This is a genomic window from Rhizobium sp. TH135, assembly GCF_002855515.1.
In the GTDB taxonomy this organism is placed as follows: Bacteria; Pseudomonadota; Alphaproteobacteria; order Rhizobiales; family Rhizobiaceae; genus Allorhizobium.
The window spans coordinates 383,594-399,841 of record NZ_PKRP01000002.1 but is presented as its reverse complement, the minus strand read 5'-3'; the positions used below and the strand labels follow the sequence as shown (position 1 = coordinate 399,841).

The following is a 16,248-nucleotide window of genomic DNA, read 5'->3' as shown; positions in this document are numbered from 1 at the left end:
TCAGTTGCTCGCCGTCTCAGGGGAATAGAGGATATCGCTGGCCGAGAGCTGGCCTTCCTTCAGCTTGCCTTCGCGGACGAGGACGTCGATCCAGAACTGGAGGTCGCGCTCGACTGCCTTGCCGCCAGGGCGCACGCCATAACCGCGGAAGAACTGCGCGATATCGGGGTTTTCGCCGCGTTCGGCCAGGGCCTTGGCGAAGATCTTCTTGGTCTCCTCCGGGTTTTCGCGGGCATAGTCGAGGGCGCGCTCGGACTGTTCGACGAAGACCTTAGCAGCTTCGGGGTGCTTTTCGATGAAGTCGCGGCGCAGGACGATGAAGCCGCCGGCGATTTCGCCGAGCACATCCGTGTCGTCGAAGATCGCGCGGAGCCCGCCCTTCTGCTTGGCAGCCCCCTCGAAGGTCGTCTGCCAGTAGCCAAATGCCGATACATCGACCTGACCGGAGCGCAGGACCTGCTCAAGCTGCGGGCCCGGGACAACGATCTGGTTGGCGGAATCCGACGACAAACCGACGGAATGCAGAGCCTCGCGGATCGTGTAGTCGAGATGGGCACCGAGCGTATTCACGGCGACGGTCTTTCCGGCGATATCCTTGATCTCGCGGATGGGACTGTCTTCCAGCACGTAGAAGATCGACTGGACCTCGTCATTGATGCCGTTCGAGGGATAGGCGGCGACAAAGTCGTTGCCGCCGATGATCGAGTTCAGAACAGCAGAGGTGGCAGCACTGCCGATCTCGACATCGCCGGAGGCCAGCGCGATGAGCGAGGCCGGGCCGCCGGTGGCATAGCCGACATTCTCGATGGTGATGCCGGTGCCATCGAAGTAGCCCAGCTCGGCAGCCAGTTCATGGGCGGACAATCCGCCCTGGCTGGCGAGATAGCGAAACTTGACTTCCTCGGCAGCGAAGGCGGAGCCCGAGAGGGCTATTGCGAGCGCTGCGGAAAGAGCGAGCTTGCGGGAGTGGAAGGTCATGGGAGTTTCCTTGGATAACGTGATGGAGGATGCATGCGATATCTGGTCAGGCCCAGCGGCACAGTCGCCGCTGCAGAAGGACGAGAGCGGCATTGGCGGCGAGGCCGAGCAACGCGAGAAGCAGAATGGCCGCGAACATCAGCGGGATCTGGAAGTTGTATTGGGCATTCATCACCTGGAAGCCGATGCCCTTGTTGGCACCGATCATCTCGGCTGCGATGAGGAGCAGCAGCGCCGTCGTCGCGGAAAGCCTGAGGCCCACGAAGATGGCGGGCACCGAGGCTGGAAGCACGACACGACGGAATATCTGCAGAGAGCCGGCGCCATAAGTGCGCGCCATCTCGATAAGCTTCTTGTCGACCTCCTTCACCCCACCGGTCGTTGACAGGAGGATCGGGAAGAGCGTCGCCCAGAAGATGACGAAGACCTTGGAGGCTTCCCCGAGACCGAGGAGCAGGATGAAGACCGGATAAAGGGCGAGCGCCGAGGTCTGGCGGAAGAACTGCAAGAGCGGATCGAGTGCCCGCTCGACAGCCCGCACCTGCCCCATGAAGAGGCCGAGCGGAATGCCAAGGCCAACGGCAGCAACAAAGGCAATGCCGGAGCGCTGCAGGCTGATCGCGATGTCATCGACGATGGCGCCCGAGGAGAGCGCCTTCCACAAGGCACCGATGATCTGATCGAGCGGCGGGAAGACGGATGCGTTCACCCAGCCGAGTTTCGACGAGGCCTGCCAGAGGATCAGGAAGGCGATCACGAGACCATAGCGGCCCAGGAGCGGCCCGATCGCTGCCGCTGCCTGAATAAGCCAGCGGGGTGCGGTGTCGACATTCGGGGAGAGATTGAGGCCATAGGCCCTCCCGTGATGGATGTCTTCATAGGACATGGGCGACCTCCTCATTCGGCGGCCTGCACGACCTGATGGTCGGCGGCATGTCGGTTGATCGGGAACGGCAGGCCTAGGTTTTCGCGGAGCGTCCGGCCCTCATAGGCGGTGCGGAAGAGCCCGCGGCGTTGCAGCTCGGGGATGACGAGATCGACGAAGTCGTTGAGACCTGTCGGAAGCCAGGGCGGCAGGATGTTGAAGCCGTCAGCCGCTTCGTTCTCGAACCATTGCTGCAGCGTGTCGGCAATCTGTACGGGCGTTCCGACGATGGTGAAGTGACCGCGTGCCGATGCGACCCACTGGTAGAGCTGGCGGATCGAGAAATTGTTCTCGTCGGCGATCTGGCGGATCAACGCCTGTCGGCTCTTCATGCCCTCGGTTGGCGGTGCCGGCGGAAGCGGGCCGTCGAGATCATATCCCTTGAGGTCGAGCGTGCCACCTGTCAGGCCATTGAGCAGTCCGATGCCGTCTTCCTCCAGGATCAGTGAGGTCAGTCGATCGTATTTCTCGCGCGCCTCTTCCTCTGTGCGACCAACGAAGGGCGAGACACCGGGCATCACCAGCACGTGGTCTGGACTGCGCCCGAGCCCGCGAGCACGGTTCTTGATGTCGCGGTAGAATTCCTGCGCCGTCTCGATGTGCTGATGGGCGGTGAAGATCACCTCTGCCGTCGCAGCGGCCAGACCACGGCCGTCATCGGATTGGCCTGCCTGGACGATGACCGGATGCCCCTGGCGCGAGCGAGAGACGTTGAGCGGTCCCTTGACCTTGAAGTGCTCGCCCTTGTGAGCGGCATCATGCAGCTTGCCGGGATCGAAGAAGACACCCGTTTCCTTGTCACGAATAAAGGCATCATCCTCAAAGCTGTCCCAGAGCTTCTTAACGACATCGACATGCTCGGCGGCGCGCTTGTAGCGGTCGGCATGCGGGAGCTGTTGATCACGGTTGAAGTTCTGCGCCGTGGTATCGCCTGTCGTCGTCACGACGTTCCAGCCAGCCCGGCCGTCCGAGATGAGGTCAAGCGAGGCGAACTTGCGCGCCGTATTGTAGGGCTCCTCATAGGTCGTCGAAGCCGTCGCGATGAAACCGAGATGGGTAGTGAACGGGGCAAGCGCGGAAAACAGCGTCACGGGTTCGAAGCCGGCGACCCGTGCATTGCCACCTTCGCGCGCGCCGCCGAAGCCGACGGCCAGACCGTCGGCGAGGAAGTAGGCGTCGAACAGCCCCCTCTCCGCAGTCAGAGCCAACTGCTTGTGAAACTCGAAACTGACGGCGCCATCCACCGGCTGATCCGGATGCCGCCAGGAGGCGATATGCTGTCCGCCACCGGGAAGAAATGCGCCTAATCTGATCTTGCGTGTCATGGCTGATCCTCTCTCACTCGATTATCGAATGAGGTCAGCCTACATTGTCTATAATTTATATAGAGAAATGGGATTGCAAAGATTCAGCCCCTCGGCAAATGGATTTTCGAATGTGACACCGATCTGAGACATCTGCGACACGGACGCAAAAAGGCTGACGCACTTGGCCCACTCGATCCGGGAAACGGCTTGAACGCTTACTTCATAAAAACTATGTACGATGAGCAAAATTACCCTTGGGCCCCCTCGGCCGGATATCTCCGCAATGCTCACCAATAAAGGCAAGTATGGTCTGAAAGCGCTGGTCGACCTCGCGGGTCTGGAGCCAGGGCAGACGGCGTTCGTCACCGACATCGCGACGCGAAACAATATTCCGAAGAAGTTCCTCGACACGATCCTGCTGGAGCTGCGCAACAACGGCTTCCTGCGCTCGAAGAAGGGGCCGAATGGCGGCTATGCGCTGTCAAAACCCGCAGATGAGATCATGATCGGCCAGGTCATCCGCGCCCTTGACGGGCCACTTGCGCCAATACGCTGCGCCAGTCGTACGGCATTCGAAGCCTGCGACGATTGCCGTGACCCGGCATCATGCCAGATCCGGATTTCCATGACGCAGGTTCGCGATGCCATGGCCGCTGTTCTCGACACAATGACGCTGACGCAATTCGTAGCATCGGAACAGCCCGATCAGGATCTGATCGCCGGCGAGTGATCCGCGGAACAGCGCGAACGCGCCGTGTCCAGTGCGAGGCAGAACCGATCGATCTGTGCAAGATCGATCGGGGGATCGTCCACCTGAATGCCATCGATCAGGGAGGCTGCCTTCTGGATCATTGCGTCCAGAAGTTCGAGTTCGATTGCGACAGAAGGATCTGCCCCTGAGGTCAGTGTCTTCGCGCTGACTCGTCCGTGGGCTGCGGCAGCCATCAGAAAGGCCGTCATCAGTTGCGCCAGACAGTCCGCATTCACACCGAGGGAGAGAATGTAATCGGGATGGACGGTTAACTCCGGTGATGCGTCGTCGCCGCCAAATAATACGCGCTTGCTGTCGAGAATGGCGGCCATCGGTTCAGAACCTGATCCAGACGCCCTTATGATTTGCCAGTCCGCAGCACCGATCTCGAAATCCGAACCACCATTGTCCAAGGCGAAAGCCAGACCCGACGGCACCAGCCTCGGTGGCGGGACACCCTCGCGAGGGGCGCTCAAGTCGAAGACATCGCCCAGCACAACCCGTCCGTAAATCGCCCTACGCTGTTCTGCCGATCCGCTGGTCCGCACCAGTTCCAGGGCCACAAGATGCCGGAGCAGTTGCTCCGCCGCCTTTGCGTTCCAGATGGCCAGTCGGCTGACAGCCTCGGCGACGATGAGGTTCGAGATATCTGCTCCCCCGAAGCTCGCGGGAATGGACATGGCGAGAAGCCCGGTCGTGGGCAGATTGGAGGCCTGATCCGGATTGTGACCTGTCGCAGAGGGTCCCAAGCGATCGAGTGCGGCCAAGACATCGGCCTCCCGCGTCAAGGCAACCGGTACGGGTCGCAATCGATCGGCCGTCGATACCACCATCAAACAGACCTCCTCCACTCAAGCCAGAGTTACGTCACTGCGTGGTATTTGCCATTCTGATACAGGAGCGAACTCCCACCGCTCAAGCGTATCGAAAGGACGCGACCGATCAGGATGACATGGCTATGTCGCTCGATCGCCTCCTCAACTTCGCAGTCGAGTGCTGCAACTGCATCTTCCAGCACTGGCGCTCCGCTGGCAAGCCTCGTCCATTCGGCCCCAACATAGCGCTCGGGTCCCTTCAATCCACCGATGCCCGCAAAGCGGTTTGCAATATCCTGATGGGCCGCACCAATCACATTGACCGCGAAATGGCGATAACGCTCCACGACGGGCCAGGTGGAGGAGGATCTGTTGAGGGACACCAGCATACGCGGGGGATCGACGGACAGAGCCGTCGCAGAGGTGACCGTGGCGCCCGAGCGCTCAGCACCTTCACCTGCCGTGATCACGCTGACACCGCCACCCAGCGTTCTCAAGGCCTCCTTCAGACCGGCCGCGTCGGCTGGTCTATCGGACACCAGTCGATCTGACGCTGGGCGAAGGCGCGGCTCACTGAATTCACTCGCGATAAAAACGTTCATCTGACCTCTCCGTGCAGACTGCATCTCAAGCATGGGTAACAGCCGAGGAACCGAAGCAGTAGACAAGCGTTTTTAATCTCCATATATTTTATAGAAAATATGCCCAGCTCTACCACCCGCGAACCGGAAGGAAGACTGCCATGTTGAAGATCAGGATGTCGTCCCCGAGACTGCAGGCGCAAACGCCGCGCCCCGGCTCCCGTGTCGCAATCATCGGCGGCGGATATACGGGCGCGATTGTTGCCAAACTTCTGGTGGAGCGCGGGGTTCGGGACATCGAAGAGGTGACCGTCTTCGAGCCCCGCGAGCAGCTCGGATGTGGCCTCGCCTATAATGTCAACAACATCGATGTCCGCCTGAATGTCGCAGCACACAGAATGCGCGCCATCCCCGGCTCTCCGACAGCCTTCCTCGACTGGCTGCAGACCAGCGGAACGCTCACCGTCGATCCGGATGCCGTGACCCCGGAGGGTATCTTTGCTCGGCGCCACGATTTCGGACGGTTCACGCAGGCACAACTTGCGCCCCATCTCGACAGTGGCGCGGTGCGACACATCCGCGATGTCGTTCGGGTCGTCGAGCGAGAGAATGAGCAGTGGCGGATACGCGGGGCTGACGGCACCATCGTCCTGGCCGACATTCTGATCCTTGCGACCGGGCATCCACCCGCCTCTAGGCCGGCCTTGTTCGACAACCTCGATCCTCTCACGGCTTCTCGTGTGGCCGATGTCTTCGCTCCAAACGCATTTGACGGCATTGAAAAATCCGACCCGATCCTGATCGTAGGTTCGGGGCTTACCGCGCTCGACGCGCTCAGCCGGCTGGATGCCCTTGACCACGATGGGGAGGTCACGCTGCTTTCCCGCTCAGGCCTGATACCAAGGCCGCATGCCGGCGGAGGCTTCTCGCCCTTCGGTGACTATCGCAGCGTCGAGCTGACCTCCGCTAGGAAGCTTCTGGCAAAGGTGCGAGCGACCGTCGCAGATGCGCAAGCGCAGGGCATTCCATGGCAATCCGTTTTCGATGCGCTGCGCCAGCATGCCCAGGAGCTCTGGCAGGGGCTACCAATGCCCGAGCGGCAAAAGTTTCTGCGCCGCTTGCGTCGCTGGTACGACGTCCACCGCTACCGCATGCCGCCACAGGCGAGCCTCGCCCTGGAAAAGGGCCTCGATACAGGCCGCGTCGCCGTGGAGCGGGGTGATCTCGCAGCCATCACCCGGGATGGGAACGACCTACTAGCCGGGATCGAAACCCACAACGGCGGGGCCAAGGTTCGGTGTCGCCGCATCCTTCTGGCCACCGGGCCGGAATTCCGGAACTATGCAGCCCATCAAAGGTTTCTGCTCGGCATGCACCGGGATGGCTTCATCCAGTCAGACGCACTGGGCCTCGGCCTTGCCTGCGACACGGCAGGCCACGCACTCACCGTCACCGGAGCACCAGTCACCAGCCTCTTCGTCGCTGGCCCTCCCGCCCGCCCGGCTTTCGGTGAACTCACAGGTGTACCTGAAATTGCGACCCAGGTTGCGGATATAGTGGACAGGATCATTCGCTGTTGCGTCCGCGAGACGAGGACGATCGTGATCAACCCATCTGCGTGAACGTTTGGCGTCTGCTTTTGGGTGAATAATGACGGGAGCTCAACGTCCGAGATGATGGCGCAAAGCGGAAATTATTTCCGAAACGGTGCCGGAAGCAGACTGTGGGCTCCGATGCATGGACCGTCCAGTCCACTCATCAAAGCTCCGGCGCCCCATACATCACGGATGCTCGTTGCGACGCTCCGCTTGGGCAACGTTAGGATTGCCCTCAGCGCGATCTCGCTGGAGGCATCCGGGCGAAGAGAATGAGAGCGAGCGGCGTTGTCGGTGTATTGCGGGTCAGCCGCTGCGGTTTGAATTGGGGCGGGCCTGCCTCAGACAGGCCCGCCTTGGTGGCTTCAGGCAGCCTGTTCTTCGGCTACGACCTGCTCCAGGCGTGTCTTCCTTCGGCTGCGCCAGTCTCCGAGGAACAGCAGGATGGGAGCCGCGATGAAGACCGACGAGGACGCGGCGATGAAGATGCCGAACACCATGGGCACGGCAAAACTCTCGACCGCGCTGCCGCCCCAGATCGCCATCGGCAGCATGGCGAGGAAGGCCGTCGCCGAGGTGTAGATACTTCGGGCGAGCGTTTCGTTGATCGAGAGATTGATCAGGTCGCGGAAGGGCATGGTCTTGTAGAGGCGCATGTTCTCGCGCATGCGGTCGTAAACCACCACCTTGTCATTGACCGAGTAGCCCACCAGCGTGAGCAGGGCTGCGATCGCCGTCAGATTGAAGTCGAGGCCAGTCAGCGCAAAGAAGCCGATCGTCTTCGTCACGTCGAGGATGAGCGTCGCGATCGCTCCGACGGCAAAGGGCCAGTCGAACCGCACCCAGATATAGACGAGCATGGCGAGCGAGGCGAGGATGACCGAGGTCAGACCGGCAGTCGCCAGTTCGCCGCTCACCTTCGGGCCGACCACTTCTGTCCTTTCGATCTTCGCCGAGGGATCGATCGTCTGGATCGTCTCGCGCACCTTTGAGACCGCATCGGTCTGGGCCTGCTCGCCGCCCGGCTGGCGTTCGAGGCGCAGCATGACGTGGTTGCTATCGCCGAATTCCTGCAAGGCGACTTCACCCAGGTTCAGGCCCTCGATACCGGAGCGAAGACCAGAGAGGTCGGCCGGCCCCGATGTCGAGAGTTCGAGCTGGATGCCGCCCTTGAAATCGACGCCGTAGTTGAGGCCCGGCGTGATGAACAGGATGATCGAGGATATCGACAGGAAGGCGGAGACCCCGATGCCGAACAACCGCGCTTTCATGAAGTCGATCTTCGTGCCGTCCTTGATCAGCTTGAACGGCAACAGCGGCTTGATGGCGATCGTCTTCAGCTTGTAGCGGCGGGCGATCGCGACCATCGCGACCCGCACGACCGAGACGGCCGTGAACATCGAGATTGCGATGCCGAGACCCATGGTGACGGCAAAGCCACGGACGGGACCGGAACCGAACCAGAAGAGCAGAACGGTGGCGATGAGGGCCGTAACATTGCTGTCGATGATGGTGGAATAGGCCTTGGCAAAACCGTGGTCGATGGCCGCAAAGGCCCCTCGCCCCTTGCCGACCTCCTCGCGGATACGCTCGTTGATCAGGACGTTTGCATCGACGGCGAGGCCGATGCCGAGCACGATTCCGGCAATGCCCGGCAGGGTGAGCGTGGCCCCGAGCATCGTCAGACCCGCAAAGGTCAGGACGACGTTGAGCGTCAGCGCCAGAACGGCGAGCAAGCCCCAGGTGCCGTAGAGGGCGAGAATGAATGCAACGACGAGGCCGAAGCCAGCAAGGCCGGACATGATGCCCATTTCGATCGCGTCGCTGCCGAGGTCCGCTCCGACCGTGCGCTCTTCGATGACGGTAAGCTTGGCCGGCAAGGCGCCCGCGCGCAGCAGTGCGGCAAGCGTATTGGCCTCATCGACCGAGAAGTCTCCGGAGATCTGTCCCGCACCGCCGGTGATCGGCTCGCGGATGACCGGCGCGCTCAGCACCTTGTCATCGAGCACGATCGCGAATGGACGGCCGACATTGTCCCGGGTGATGCTGGCAAAGCGGTCTGCGCCGACGCCATCGAAGCGGAAGGAGACGACGGGCTGGCCGCCCTGGGGGTCGAACTGTACCCGGGCGTCGGTGAGCCGGTCGCCGGCGAGGAGGACCGTCGACTGGACGGGATAGGCCCGGCCGTCGTCATCATGAAGCGTCTCGACACCGGCTGCTCCTTGTTCTCCCAGCAGATGGAAGCTCATCTTTGCGGTGGTTCCGAGAAGCGCGCGCAGTCGCGCCGGATCCTGCTCGCCGGGGAGCTGAACGAGAACGCGATCGGCGCCGACGCGCTGGATGGTCGGCTCGGCAACACCGACCTGGTCAACGCGTTGGCGAATGACTTCAAGGCTCTGCTCGACCGCCTGGCTCATGCGTGCGGTGATGCCCTGCTCGCTCGGCGCCAGTCTCAACGTGTCGGAACCGCTCGTGGAGACATCGAGCTCGGGCGCCCCACTGCCCGTCAGCGTGACCGTCGGGTTGTTCAGAACCGCGAGCGCTTCGGTCGCAGCACTCATCTGTGCGGGATCGGCGAGGACCACCACCACGGCACCGCCGTCGCGACGAATGCTGCGGGTCTGTATGCGGGCTTCCAGAAGGGTCGAACGAACCTCCTGGGTGAGGCTCTGGAGCCATTCGTCTGTCAGCGCCGGGCGGTCGACTTCGAGAACGAGGTGGGAGCCGCCGCGCAAGTCGAGGCCGAGCGATACACGCTCATGCGGCAGCCAGGACGGAAGTCGGGAAAGGGTCGTATCGGGCAGCACATTCGGCAATGCGACGAGCAAACCCAGCAGGATGACGAGCATGTAGCCCACCACCTTCGAGAGGGAGTTTTTCATATGGAATCCAGCATGTTGCGACCGCGGCATCCAAGCCGTGGCACAAACGGGTCGAGCCATCGTCAAGATGGCGGCGAAACGGTCAGGCGGTGTGCTGGATGACAGGGGGTGCGCGCGAGCGATAGGCTAGCGGCAGAGAGAAGGAGGCGCTGTCCGTGCCAGAGCGCTGGATAAGGTCGCCGTGGCGGCACATCCAGAGCGTCTGGATGTCGGGGCAGAGAAAGCCATCGCCGGAGCCAGATGGCCGGAGCTTCGGCCGCGAGGATTGCTCGGAGACTGTCAGGAAACGTGTGTCACCGGCTCCGCGGGCCGCAACCTGCCCATTGTCCGAACGCGACATGGCGCCGGTGGTCGACAGGCCAGGATTGAAACGACCAGAGGCATCCCCGCCCAGTAACAGGAGCAGTGACGCGAAGAGGCTGGCGATGACGGCTAGGACGTGTCCGCGCTGTGGCGGCATGTCTTGCCTCAGGTTTCGTTCGTCCATGAACATCCTTCCAGGGGAGGATGTGGCACATCACGAGACCTTTTTCCACCCGGCAATCGCGCGGACGCGGTCAAATCGGGTCGCCTGTGGCCCAATCAGGCGAGGAGAGACTCGATCCTAGGAGCGCGCTGGCGGGGTGCCTACCGTGAGGCCAGACGCGCCTGGCGGATCAGATCTGCCGCTTTTTCCGCGATCATTACAACCGGTGAGGCGGTGTTGCCTGAGACGATGCGGGGCATGATGCAGGCGTCCACGATGCGCAGGCCCTCAAGTCCATTCACGCGCAATGCTGGGTCCACGACAGCATCCGGGTCCGGACCCATTCGGCACGTTCCGACGGGATGGAAGATGGTGGTGGCGATGTCGCCCGCCTTTTGCAGCAGGGCTTCGTCGTCCTGGAACTCACGGCCAGGCAGGATTTCCTCGGGCTGGAAGGGACGAAGGGCAGCAGCCGACATCACCTGTCTTGCCTGCCGGATGGCGGCGATCGCCACGGAACGATCCTGGTCGGTCGAGAGGTAATTCGGACGGATCTCCGGCTGTAGGGCCGGATCAGCCGACGTTATGTGGCAGGTACCGGCGCTGGTCGGGCGCAACTGGCAGACCGAGACGGTGATCGCCGGGAACGGGTGCAGAGGATCGCCGAGTTTGTCGGTGGAGAGCGGCTGGATGTGATATTCGATGTCGGGCCGGTCTTCGTCCGGACTGGAGCGCGTGAACATGCCGAACTGGCTGGGTGCCATCGACATCGGCCCTGAGCGGTAGAGGGCATATTCGGCAGCGATCTTCATCTTGCCGCGCCAGGAATTGGCCAGCTGGTTCAGCGTCACCGTGTTCTTCACCTTGAAGACCGTGCGGATCTGCAGATGATCCTGAAGGTTGGCGCCGACGGCTGGCTTCGGCATGGTAACATCGATGCCGAGCGACCAGAGGCGGGTGGGGTCGCCGATGCCGGAGAGTTCCAGAAGCTTCGGCGAGTTGATGGCGCCTGCAGCGAGGATCACTTCGCCTGACGCCTTTGCAGAGAAGGCGCCTGCGGGCGTGCGATACTGGACGCCGGTCACGCGTTTGCCTTCGAAGGTCAGGCGTTCAACCAGGGCATGCTGGACCAGGCGCAGGTTGGGTCGCTTCAGGGCCGGCCTTAGAAAGCCGCGGGCCGTGTTCCAGCGGACACCTTTGTGCTGGTTGACGTCGAAGAAGCCGGATCCTTCATTGTTGCCGTCGTTGAAGTCGGCGCGCGGTTCGATGCCGAATTCGCGGGCACCTTCCTGGACGGCTTCGAGTATGTCCCATTTCAGGCGCTGGCGGCTGACCTTCCAGGCGCCACCCTTTGCGTGCATGTCTCCTGAAGGCCCGTGATAGTCCTCTGACTTCCGAAAATAGGGCAGCACATCCGACCAGCCCCAGCCGGGATTGCCAAGGTCGCGCCAGCCGTCGTAGTCGGCGGCCTGACCCCGCATGTAGATCATGCCGTTGACCGAGGTGCAGCCGCCGAGCACCTTGCCGCGCGGATAGGCAAGGCTGCGGCCGTTGAGCCCGGGTTCGGATGCGGTGCGCATCATCCAGTCGGTGCGCGGATTGCCGATGCAGTAGAGATAGCCCACGGGGATCTGCACCCAGTGATACCGGTCCGATCCTCCGGCTTCCAGGAGCAGCACGCGGATCGTCGGATCCTCCGTCAGGCGGGCGGCGAGTACGCAGCCCGCGGTCCCTGCCCCGACGATGACATAGTCATAGTCGCCATCGAGCCGTATCGTGTCCGGCATGGTCTGTCCTTTCGTTGGCGATTAGGATCGCCTCTGTTCGTCAGTGGTCTTGGGCCGGCCTAGGACTTCAGGCGCAGTGCGCTCCAGAAGTCCCGCATCTGGTCGGCCAGGGCCGTGTAGAGCCCGTATCGCCTGCGAAAATGTTCCGTCCGCTCGGTATTCGGCTGAAAATCTCTGGCAGAGCGGGTCATTTCAGCAACGGCCTCTTCGTAGGAGGCATAGAGGCCGATCGCGACTGTGGCACCGATCGCAGCCCCCAGAGCACCGGTCTCCCGGGCCTCGGCAACGGTGAGCGGGATTTCCAGAACGTCGGCCATCATCTGCGGCCAATGGGGGCTGCGCGAGCCGCCGCCGGACATCACCGCGCGGTCGACGGCAAGCCCGGCATTACGCAGCACTTCAATATGCCGTCGATGCTCGAAGCAGACACCTTCGAAAAGTGCTCGGAGCATATGGCCTTCGCCATGCCAACCGGCCAGCCCATAAAAGCCGCCGCGGAATTCGGCGCCGAGGCGCGAGCCGAAGATGAAGGGATGGAAGAAGGGATCGTCGGCGCGGGGTACGACCTTGCCGACCTCCTCGTTGCAGCGGTCGAAGGCCTTGTCTCCGTGGTCGCCGCGCATGCGATGCACATACCATTCGAGATTGGCGGCCGATGTCGCGCTCGACTCGATGTTCACATAGCGATCCTTACCGAAGGTGGTGACCATGAAGACGTCGGGGCTGATGACCGGCTCATCGGCAAAGACTTGGTTGATGCTCCAGGTCCCTGCGATGACCGAGGCTTCACCGGCATGGATCACGCCTGAACCCATGGCGCTTGACACGACGTCGAAATAGCCACCGATGACGGGCGTGCCTTGCGCCAGACCCGTTGCTTTGGCGGCCGCTGCGGTGACCCGGCCGACAATATCTGCGGACTGCACACGCTCGGGGAAGAACGGCATGGCATCCTCGAGGTGGTAGAGGCCGAGCAAAGCCCCATCGAGTTCGCCCTCCGGCATGGCGAGGAGGCCTGCGCCACTCAGGTCTGAGATGTCGTTGGCCAGTCGATCCGTCAGGCGGAAGTTGATGAAATCCTTGCAGAAGAGGACCGCACCGATCTGCGCATAGGTCTCCGGCGCATGGCGCTTGACCCAGGCGAGCAGGCTCGGGGTCTGCGATGGCCAGGGGCGCTGGAGGCAGCGTGCCTGGAGCGCGTCGCCGTTTTCGCGGTCGAGTTCTGCGGCGATATCGGCAGCACGGCTGTCCAGCGACTGGATGCCCTTCAGCGGCTGGAAGGCCCGATCGAGCAGGTAGAGGCCATTGCCATGGCCGGCACATCCGATCCCCAGAATCCGGGTCGGATCGACGCCGGACCTCGCGATGACCTCTCGGATCGCCGCGCAGCCGTTTTCCCAGAGTTCGGAGAGATCACGCTCGACATGGCCGGGCTCGGGAAAGCTCGACTGGCCGTCGATGGCGCAGTGGGCGATCTGGTGGCCCTCCGTGTCGAAAAGCACGGCCTTGATGACCGTGTTTCCGACATCGACGCCCAAAATGTAGTTCTTCTCAGCCACGGTTATAAATGTCCCATGCTTCTTCGCCGCTGGCGCGCTGATGGATGATCGCCATCAGAGCCTTCACGACCGCCTTCGGATTGTCATGCTGATAGATGTTGCGTCCATAGACCATCCCGTTTGCGCCTTGAGCCATCAGGGCCGCTGATTTGGCGAGCACGACGCGCAGATCTTCGCGACCACCACCGCGGACCAGAACCGGGCAGCGCGCCGCTTCGATGACCTTGTGGAAATCCTCGGGATCGCTGGTCGGATCGGCCTTGATGATATCGGCGCCCATTTCGGAGGCCAGACGGACCAGCGTGACGATCTTCTCGGCATCGCCGTCCACCTGATAGCCGCCCCTGATATCATTGGGCAGCATCACCAAGGGCTCGATCATCAGCGGCATGCCATAACGGTGGCAATCGGCGCGCACGCGGGAAATGTTTTCGACGCATTGACGGAAGAGTTCCGGCTCGTCCGGCAGCATGAACAGATTGACGACGACGCAGGCCGCATCCATTTCCAGCGCGCCGATGATCGGTTCGTCATGGTTCTGCAGTTGCGACCACATGCTGCGGTGGCGCGTGGAATTGTAGGGGTTGCCCATGTCGATGCGCATGACGAGTGCCGGCTTGTCGCGCTCGGGTCTCGCCTGCAGCAGATCGGCCTGGCCATAGGCCATCTGGATGGCATCGGGACCTGCTTCGACGAGCTTGCCCACCACGCCTGCCATGTCCTCCAGGCCGATCAGGAAGCTCGGCTCGTTGCAGACACCGTGATCGATGGCGACGTCTAGGCAGCCGCCCTGACGGAACAGCCTGTTCATTCGTGCCTTCTTGGATATTCGCATCATGACGCCTTGTCCTTTTCCTTGCATCTGTCCTGAAGCATTGCGACCGAGACCCCGTAATAGGTCCCGAGTTCATCGATGAGTTGCCGCCGCTCCGCCAACATCTGCTCACCCGACCAGGCGAGTTCGCGGGCCATGACGGTCAGCAGGGTGTCGAGAATTTCCAGATCGATCTGGCCGGTGATCGCAAGGCTCGTGCGGCGGAGCACGATGTCGGCCAGGTGGTGGACATCTTCGCCCTGGATGAGCCAGAGGATTTCGGCGAGCGTCATCACATTTGTGGAGGACAAGGGAACGTCGTCCGGGTGTCCGTCGCAGAAGACCATGAGATCGAAGGCGCGCGATCCATAGGTGGATGCCAGGTGATCGGCGCGGGCCTTGCCGATCGGAAACTCGCGGGAGAGTATCGCCGACAACCGCTCGCCATCCGCCGGGTAGTTCCGGCCGCCACCGATGGGACGGTCAGCCGTCGTCGCGATCCGGGGACGGCCGAGGAAGGCGAGCACCTCGTCGGTCACCTGTTCGCCAAAGGCGCGGAAGGTCGTCCACTTGCCGCCGACCATGCAGAGCTGTGGCGGATCGCTCTCGACACGGTGAATGACATGGCTGCGCGAGATCTTGCCCGTGAATTCCGCATCGCTGCGCGGCAGCGGACGGATGCCGCTGAAGCTGAAGACGATATCGGAGGCAGCTATGGCGAGGTCCGGAAAGACTGTGCGGATGGCGGCGAGGATGTACTCGCGTTCCTCCGGCTCGCAGCGCGTCCGGCCCGGCTTGTCGACCTTGATATCCGTCGATCCGGCCAGTACGCGGCCGAGATAGGGAAAGAGGATGCAGACCCTGTTGTCGGTATTCTCGAAGAAAATCATATGGCCGTTCAGGGCCTGATAAAGGGCGTCGTTTGCGAGGATGAGATGCGAACCCTTGGTGCCGGTGACCGTCTTCTCGGCAGGTGCTGCGCCATCGCTCAGCGCCGTGATTGTCTGGTCGATCCAGGCGCCTGTGGCATTGACGATCATGCGGGGACGCACGACGATGAGTTCGTTCGAGCCCTCTGCCGAGAGCTGGTAGCTGTCGCCGATGCGCAGGAGTTTCGCGTAATTCAGCGCGATCGCCTGGGGTGCGTCGCTTCGCGTGTCGAGGACGAGTTCGAGCGCGAGGCGCTCCGGCTGGCTGATCCAGGCATCGTAATAGGTCGCGGAATAGCGAACCTGAGGCGTCAAGGCCGGCCAGAGGGCCCGGGTGCTGCGGGCATTGCGGAACTGGTGGCGCGGGAGAAGCCGGTTCTTGCGGGTGACGAAATCATAGAGCGAGAGGCCGGCCTTGATCGCAAGCGCCCCACGGCTCGATGGTTTACCGACCGAGCCGAAAAAGGTGGCGGCAGCGTTGAAGAAGCCGCTGAAGATCGAGTGGATCGGGATCGTCGTCGGCAGGGGGTGGACCATGTGGGGAGCCAGCCTGAGCAGTGCATCGCGTTCGGCAAGCGATTCCCGGACGAGATTGAATTCACCGTTTTCGAGATAACGCAGGCCGCCATGGATCATGCGCGAGGGGGCGGCACTGCAGCCGGATGCGAAATCGTCCCGCTCGACCAGAAGCACGCGCAATCCCTGCAGCGCCAGATCGCGATAAGCGGCAATGCCATTGATGCCGCCGCCGACCACGACGGCATCGAAATCGCCGTCCTGTCGAATTCGCCTGAGCGCGTCCTCGCGGAATGTGGACATGGAAGTACCGTTCGCTGGTTTTGACGCCAACGTCCCAATT

Annotated in this window: 13 protein-coding genes; 2 read left to right on the top strand and 11 right to left on the bottom strand. The window is 62.3% G+C overall.

Annotation, left to right across the window (positions count from 1 at the left end; translation table 11 throughout):
• Genes C0V73_RS06940 through C0V73_RS06930 form a run of 3 tightly spaced genes read right to left on the bottom strand, consistent with a single transcriptional unit; the run spans position 1 to position 3,228 of the window.
• Entirely contained in the window at positions 1-978 is a 978-nt protein-coding gene (locus C0V73_RS06940) for an ABC transporter substrate-binding protein (protein WP_102019268.1), read from the bottom strand.
• A 46-nt stretch (positions 979-1,024) separates the two neighbouring features.
• A complete protein-coding gene (locus tag C0V73_RS06935) occupies positions 1,025-1,864 on the bottom strand; it encodes an ABC transporter permease (RefSeq protein WP_102019267.1) in 840 nt (279 codons plus the stop codon).
• Positions 1,865-1,875: 11 nt separating this feature from the next.
• Positions 1,876-3,228 carry an LLM class flavin-dependent oxidoreductase gene (locus tag C0V73_RS06930; protein WP_102019266.1) on the bottom strand — a complete coding sequence of 451 codons (1,353 nt, stop codon included), beginning with the start codon at positions 3,226-3,228 and terminating at the stop codon, positions 1,876-1,878.
• A gap of 265 nt (positions 3,229-3,493) precedes the next feature.
• Between C0V73_RS06930 and C0V73_RS06925 the strand changes: the two genes are divergently transcribed.
• Entirely contained in the window at positions 3,494-3,940 is a 447-nt protein-coding gene (locus C0V73_RS06925; protein WP_102019265.1) for an Rrf2 family transcriptional regulator, read from the top strand.
• Here the strand turns inward: C0V73_RS06925 and C0V73_RS06920 are convergent.
• Together C0V73_RS06920 and C0V73_RS06915 are read right to left on the bottom strand one after the other, a co-directional pair.
• Entirely contained in the window at positions 3,916-4,794 is an 879-nt protein-coding gene (locus C0V73_RS06920) for a hypothetical protein (protein WP_102019264.1), read from the bottom strand. The two genes, C0V73_RS06925 and C0V73_RS06920, sit on opposite strands and share 25 nt — an antisense overlap.
• A gap of 29 nt (positions 4,795-4,823) precedes the next feature.
• Entirely contained in the window at positions 4,824-5,378 is a 555-nt protein-coding gene (locus tag C0V73_RS06915) for a flavin reductase family protein (RefSeq protein WP_102019263.1), read from the bottom strand.
• 140 nt (positions 5,379-5,518) lie between these two features.
• Between C0V73_RS06915 and C0V73_RS06910 the strand changes: the two genes are divergently transcribed.
• Positions 5,519-6,979: an FAD/NAD(P)-binding protein gene (locus tag C0V73_RS06910; RefSeq protein ID WP_102019262.1), complete on the top strand. Its 1,461-nt coding sequence runs from the start codon at positions 5,519-5,521 to the stop codon at positions 6,977-6,979.
• 338 nt (positions 6,980-7,317) lie between these two features.
• Here C0V73_RS06910 and secD read toward each other — a convergent pair whose 3' ends face one another.
• From secD to C0V73_RS06880, 6 genes are all read right to left on the bottom strand, one after another.
• Complete coding sequence (secD, locus tag C0V73_RS06905) at positions 7,318-9,834, bottom strand: protein translocase subunit SecD (RefSeq protein WP_102019261.1); 2,517 nt, start codon at positions 9,832-9,834, stop codon at positions 7,318-7,320.
• A gap of 82 nt (positions 9,835-9,916) precedes the next feature.
• Complete coding sequence (locus tag C0V73_RS06900) at positions 9,917-10,321, bottom strand: hypothetical protein (RefSeq protein WP_143708313.1); 405 nt, start codon at positions 10,319-10,321, stop codon at positions 9,917-9,919.
• A gap of 140 nt (positions 10,322-10,461) precedes the next feature.
• Entirely contained in the window at positions 10,462-12,087 is a 1,626-nt protein-coding gene (locus C0V73_RS06895) for a GMC family oxidoreductase N-terminal domain-containing protein (protein ID WP_102019259.1), read from the bottom strand.
• A 59-nt stretch (positions 12,088-12,146) separates the two neighbouring features.
• A complete protein-coding gene (locus tag C0V73_RS06890) occupies positions 12,147-13,646 on the bottom strand; it encodes an FGGY-family carbohydrate kinase (RefSeq protein WP_172450085.1) in 1,500 nt (499 codons plus the stop codon).
• The gene (locus C0V73_RS06885) at positions 13,639-14,481 is read right to left on the bottom strand and encodes a class I fructose-bisphosphate aldolase (RefSeq protein WP_102019623.1); all 843 of its coding nucleotides are present in this window, start codon (positions 14,479-14,481) and stop codon (positions 13,639-13,641) included. Before C0V73_RS06885 ends, C0V73_RS06890 begins: the two co-directional genes overlap by 8 nt.
• Complete coding sequence (locus tag C0V73_RS06880) at positions 14,481-16,208, bottom strand: glycerol-3-phosphate dehydrogenase/oxidase (RefSeq protein WP_102019258.1); 1,728 nt, start codon at positions 16,206-16,208, stop codon at positions 14,481-14,483. Before C0V73_RS06880 ends, C0V73_RS06885 begins: the two co-directional genes overlap by 1 nt.
• Positions 16,209-16,248 lie beyond the last annotated feature (40 nt).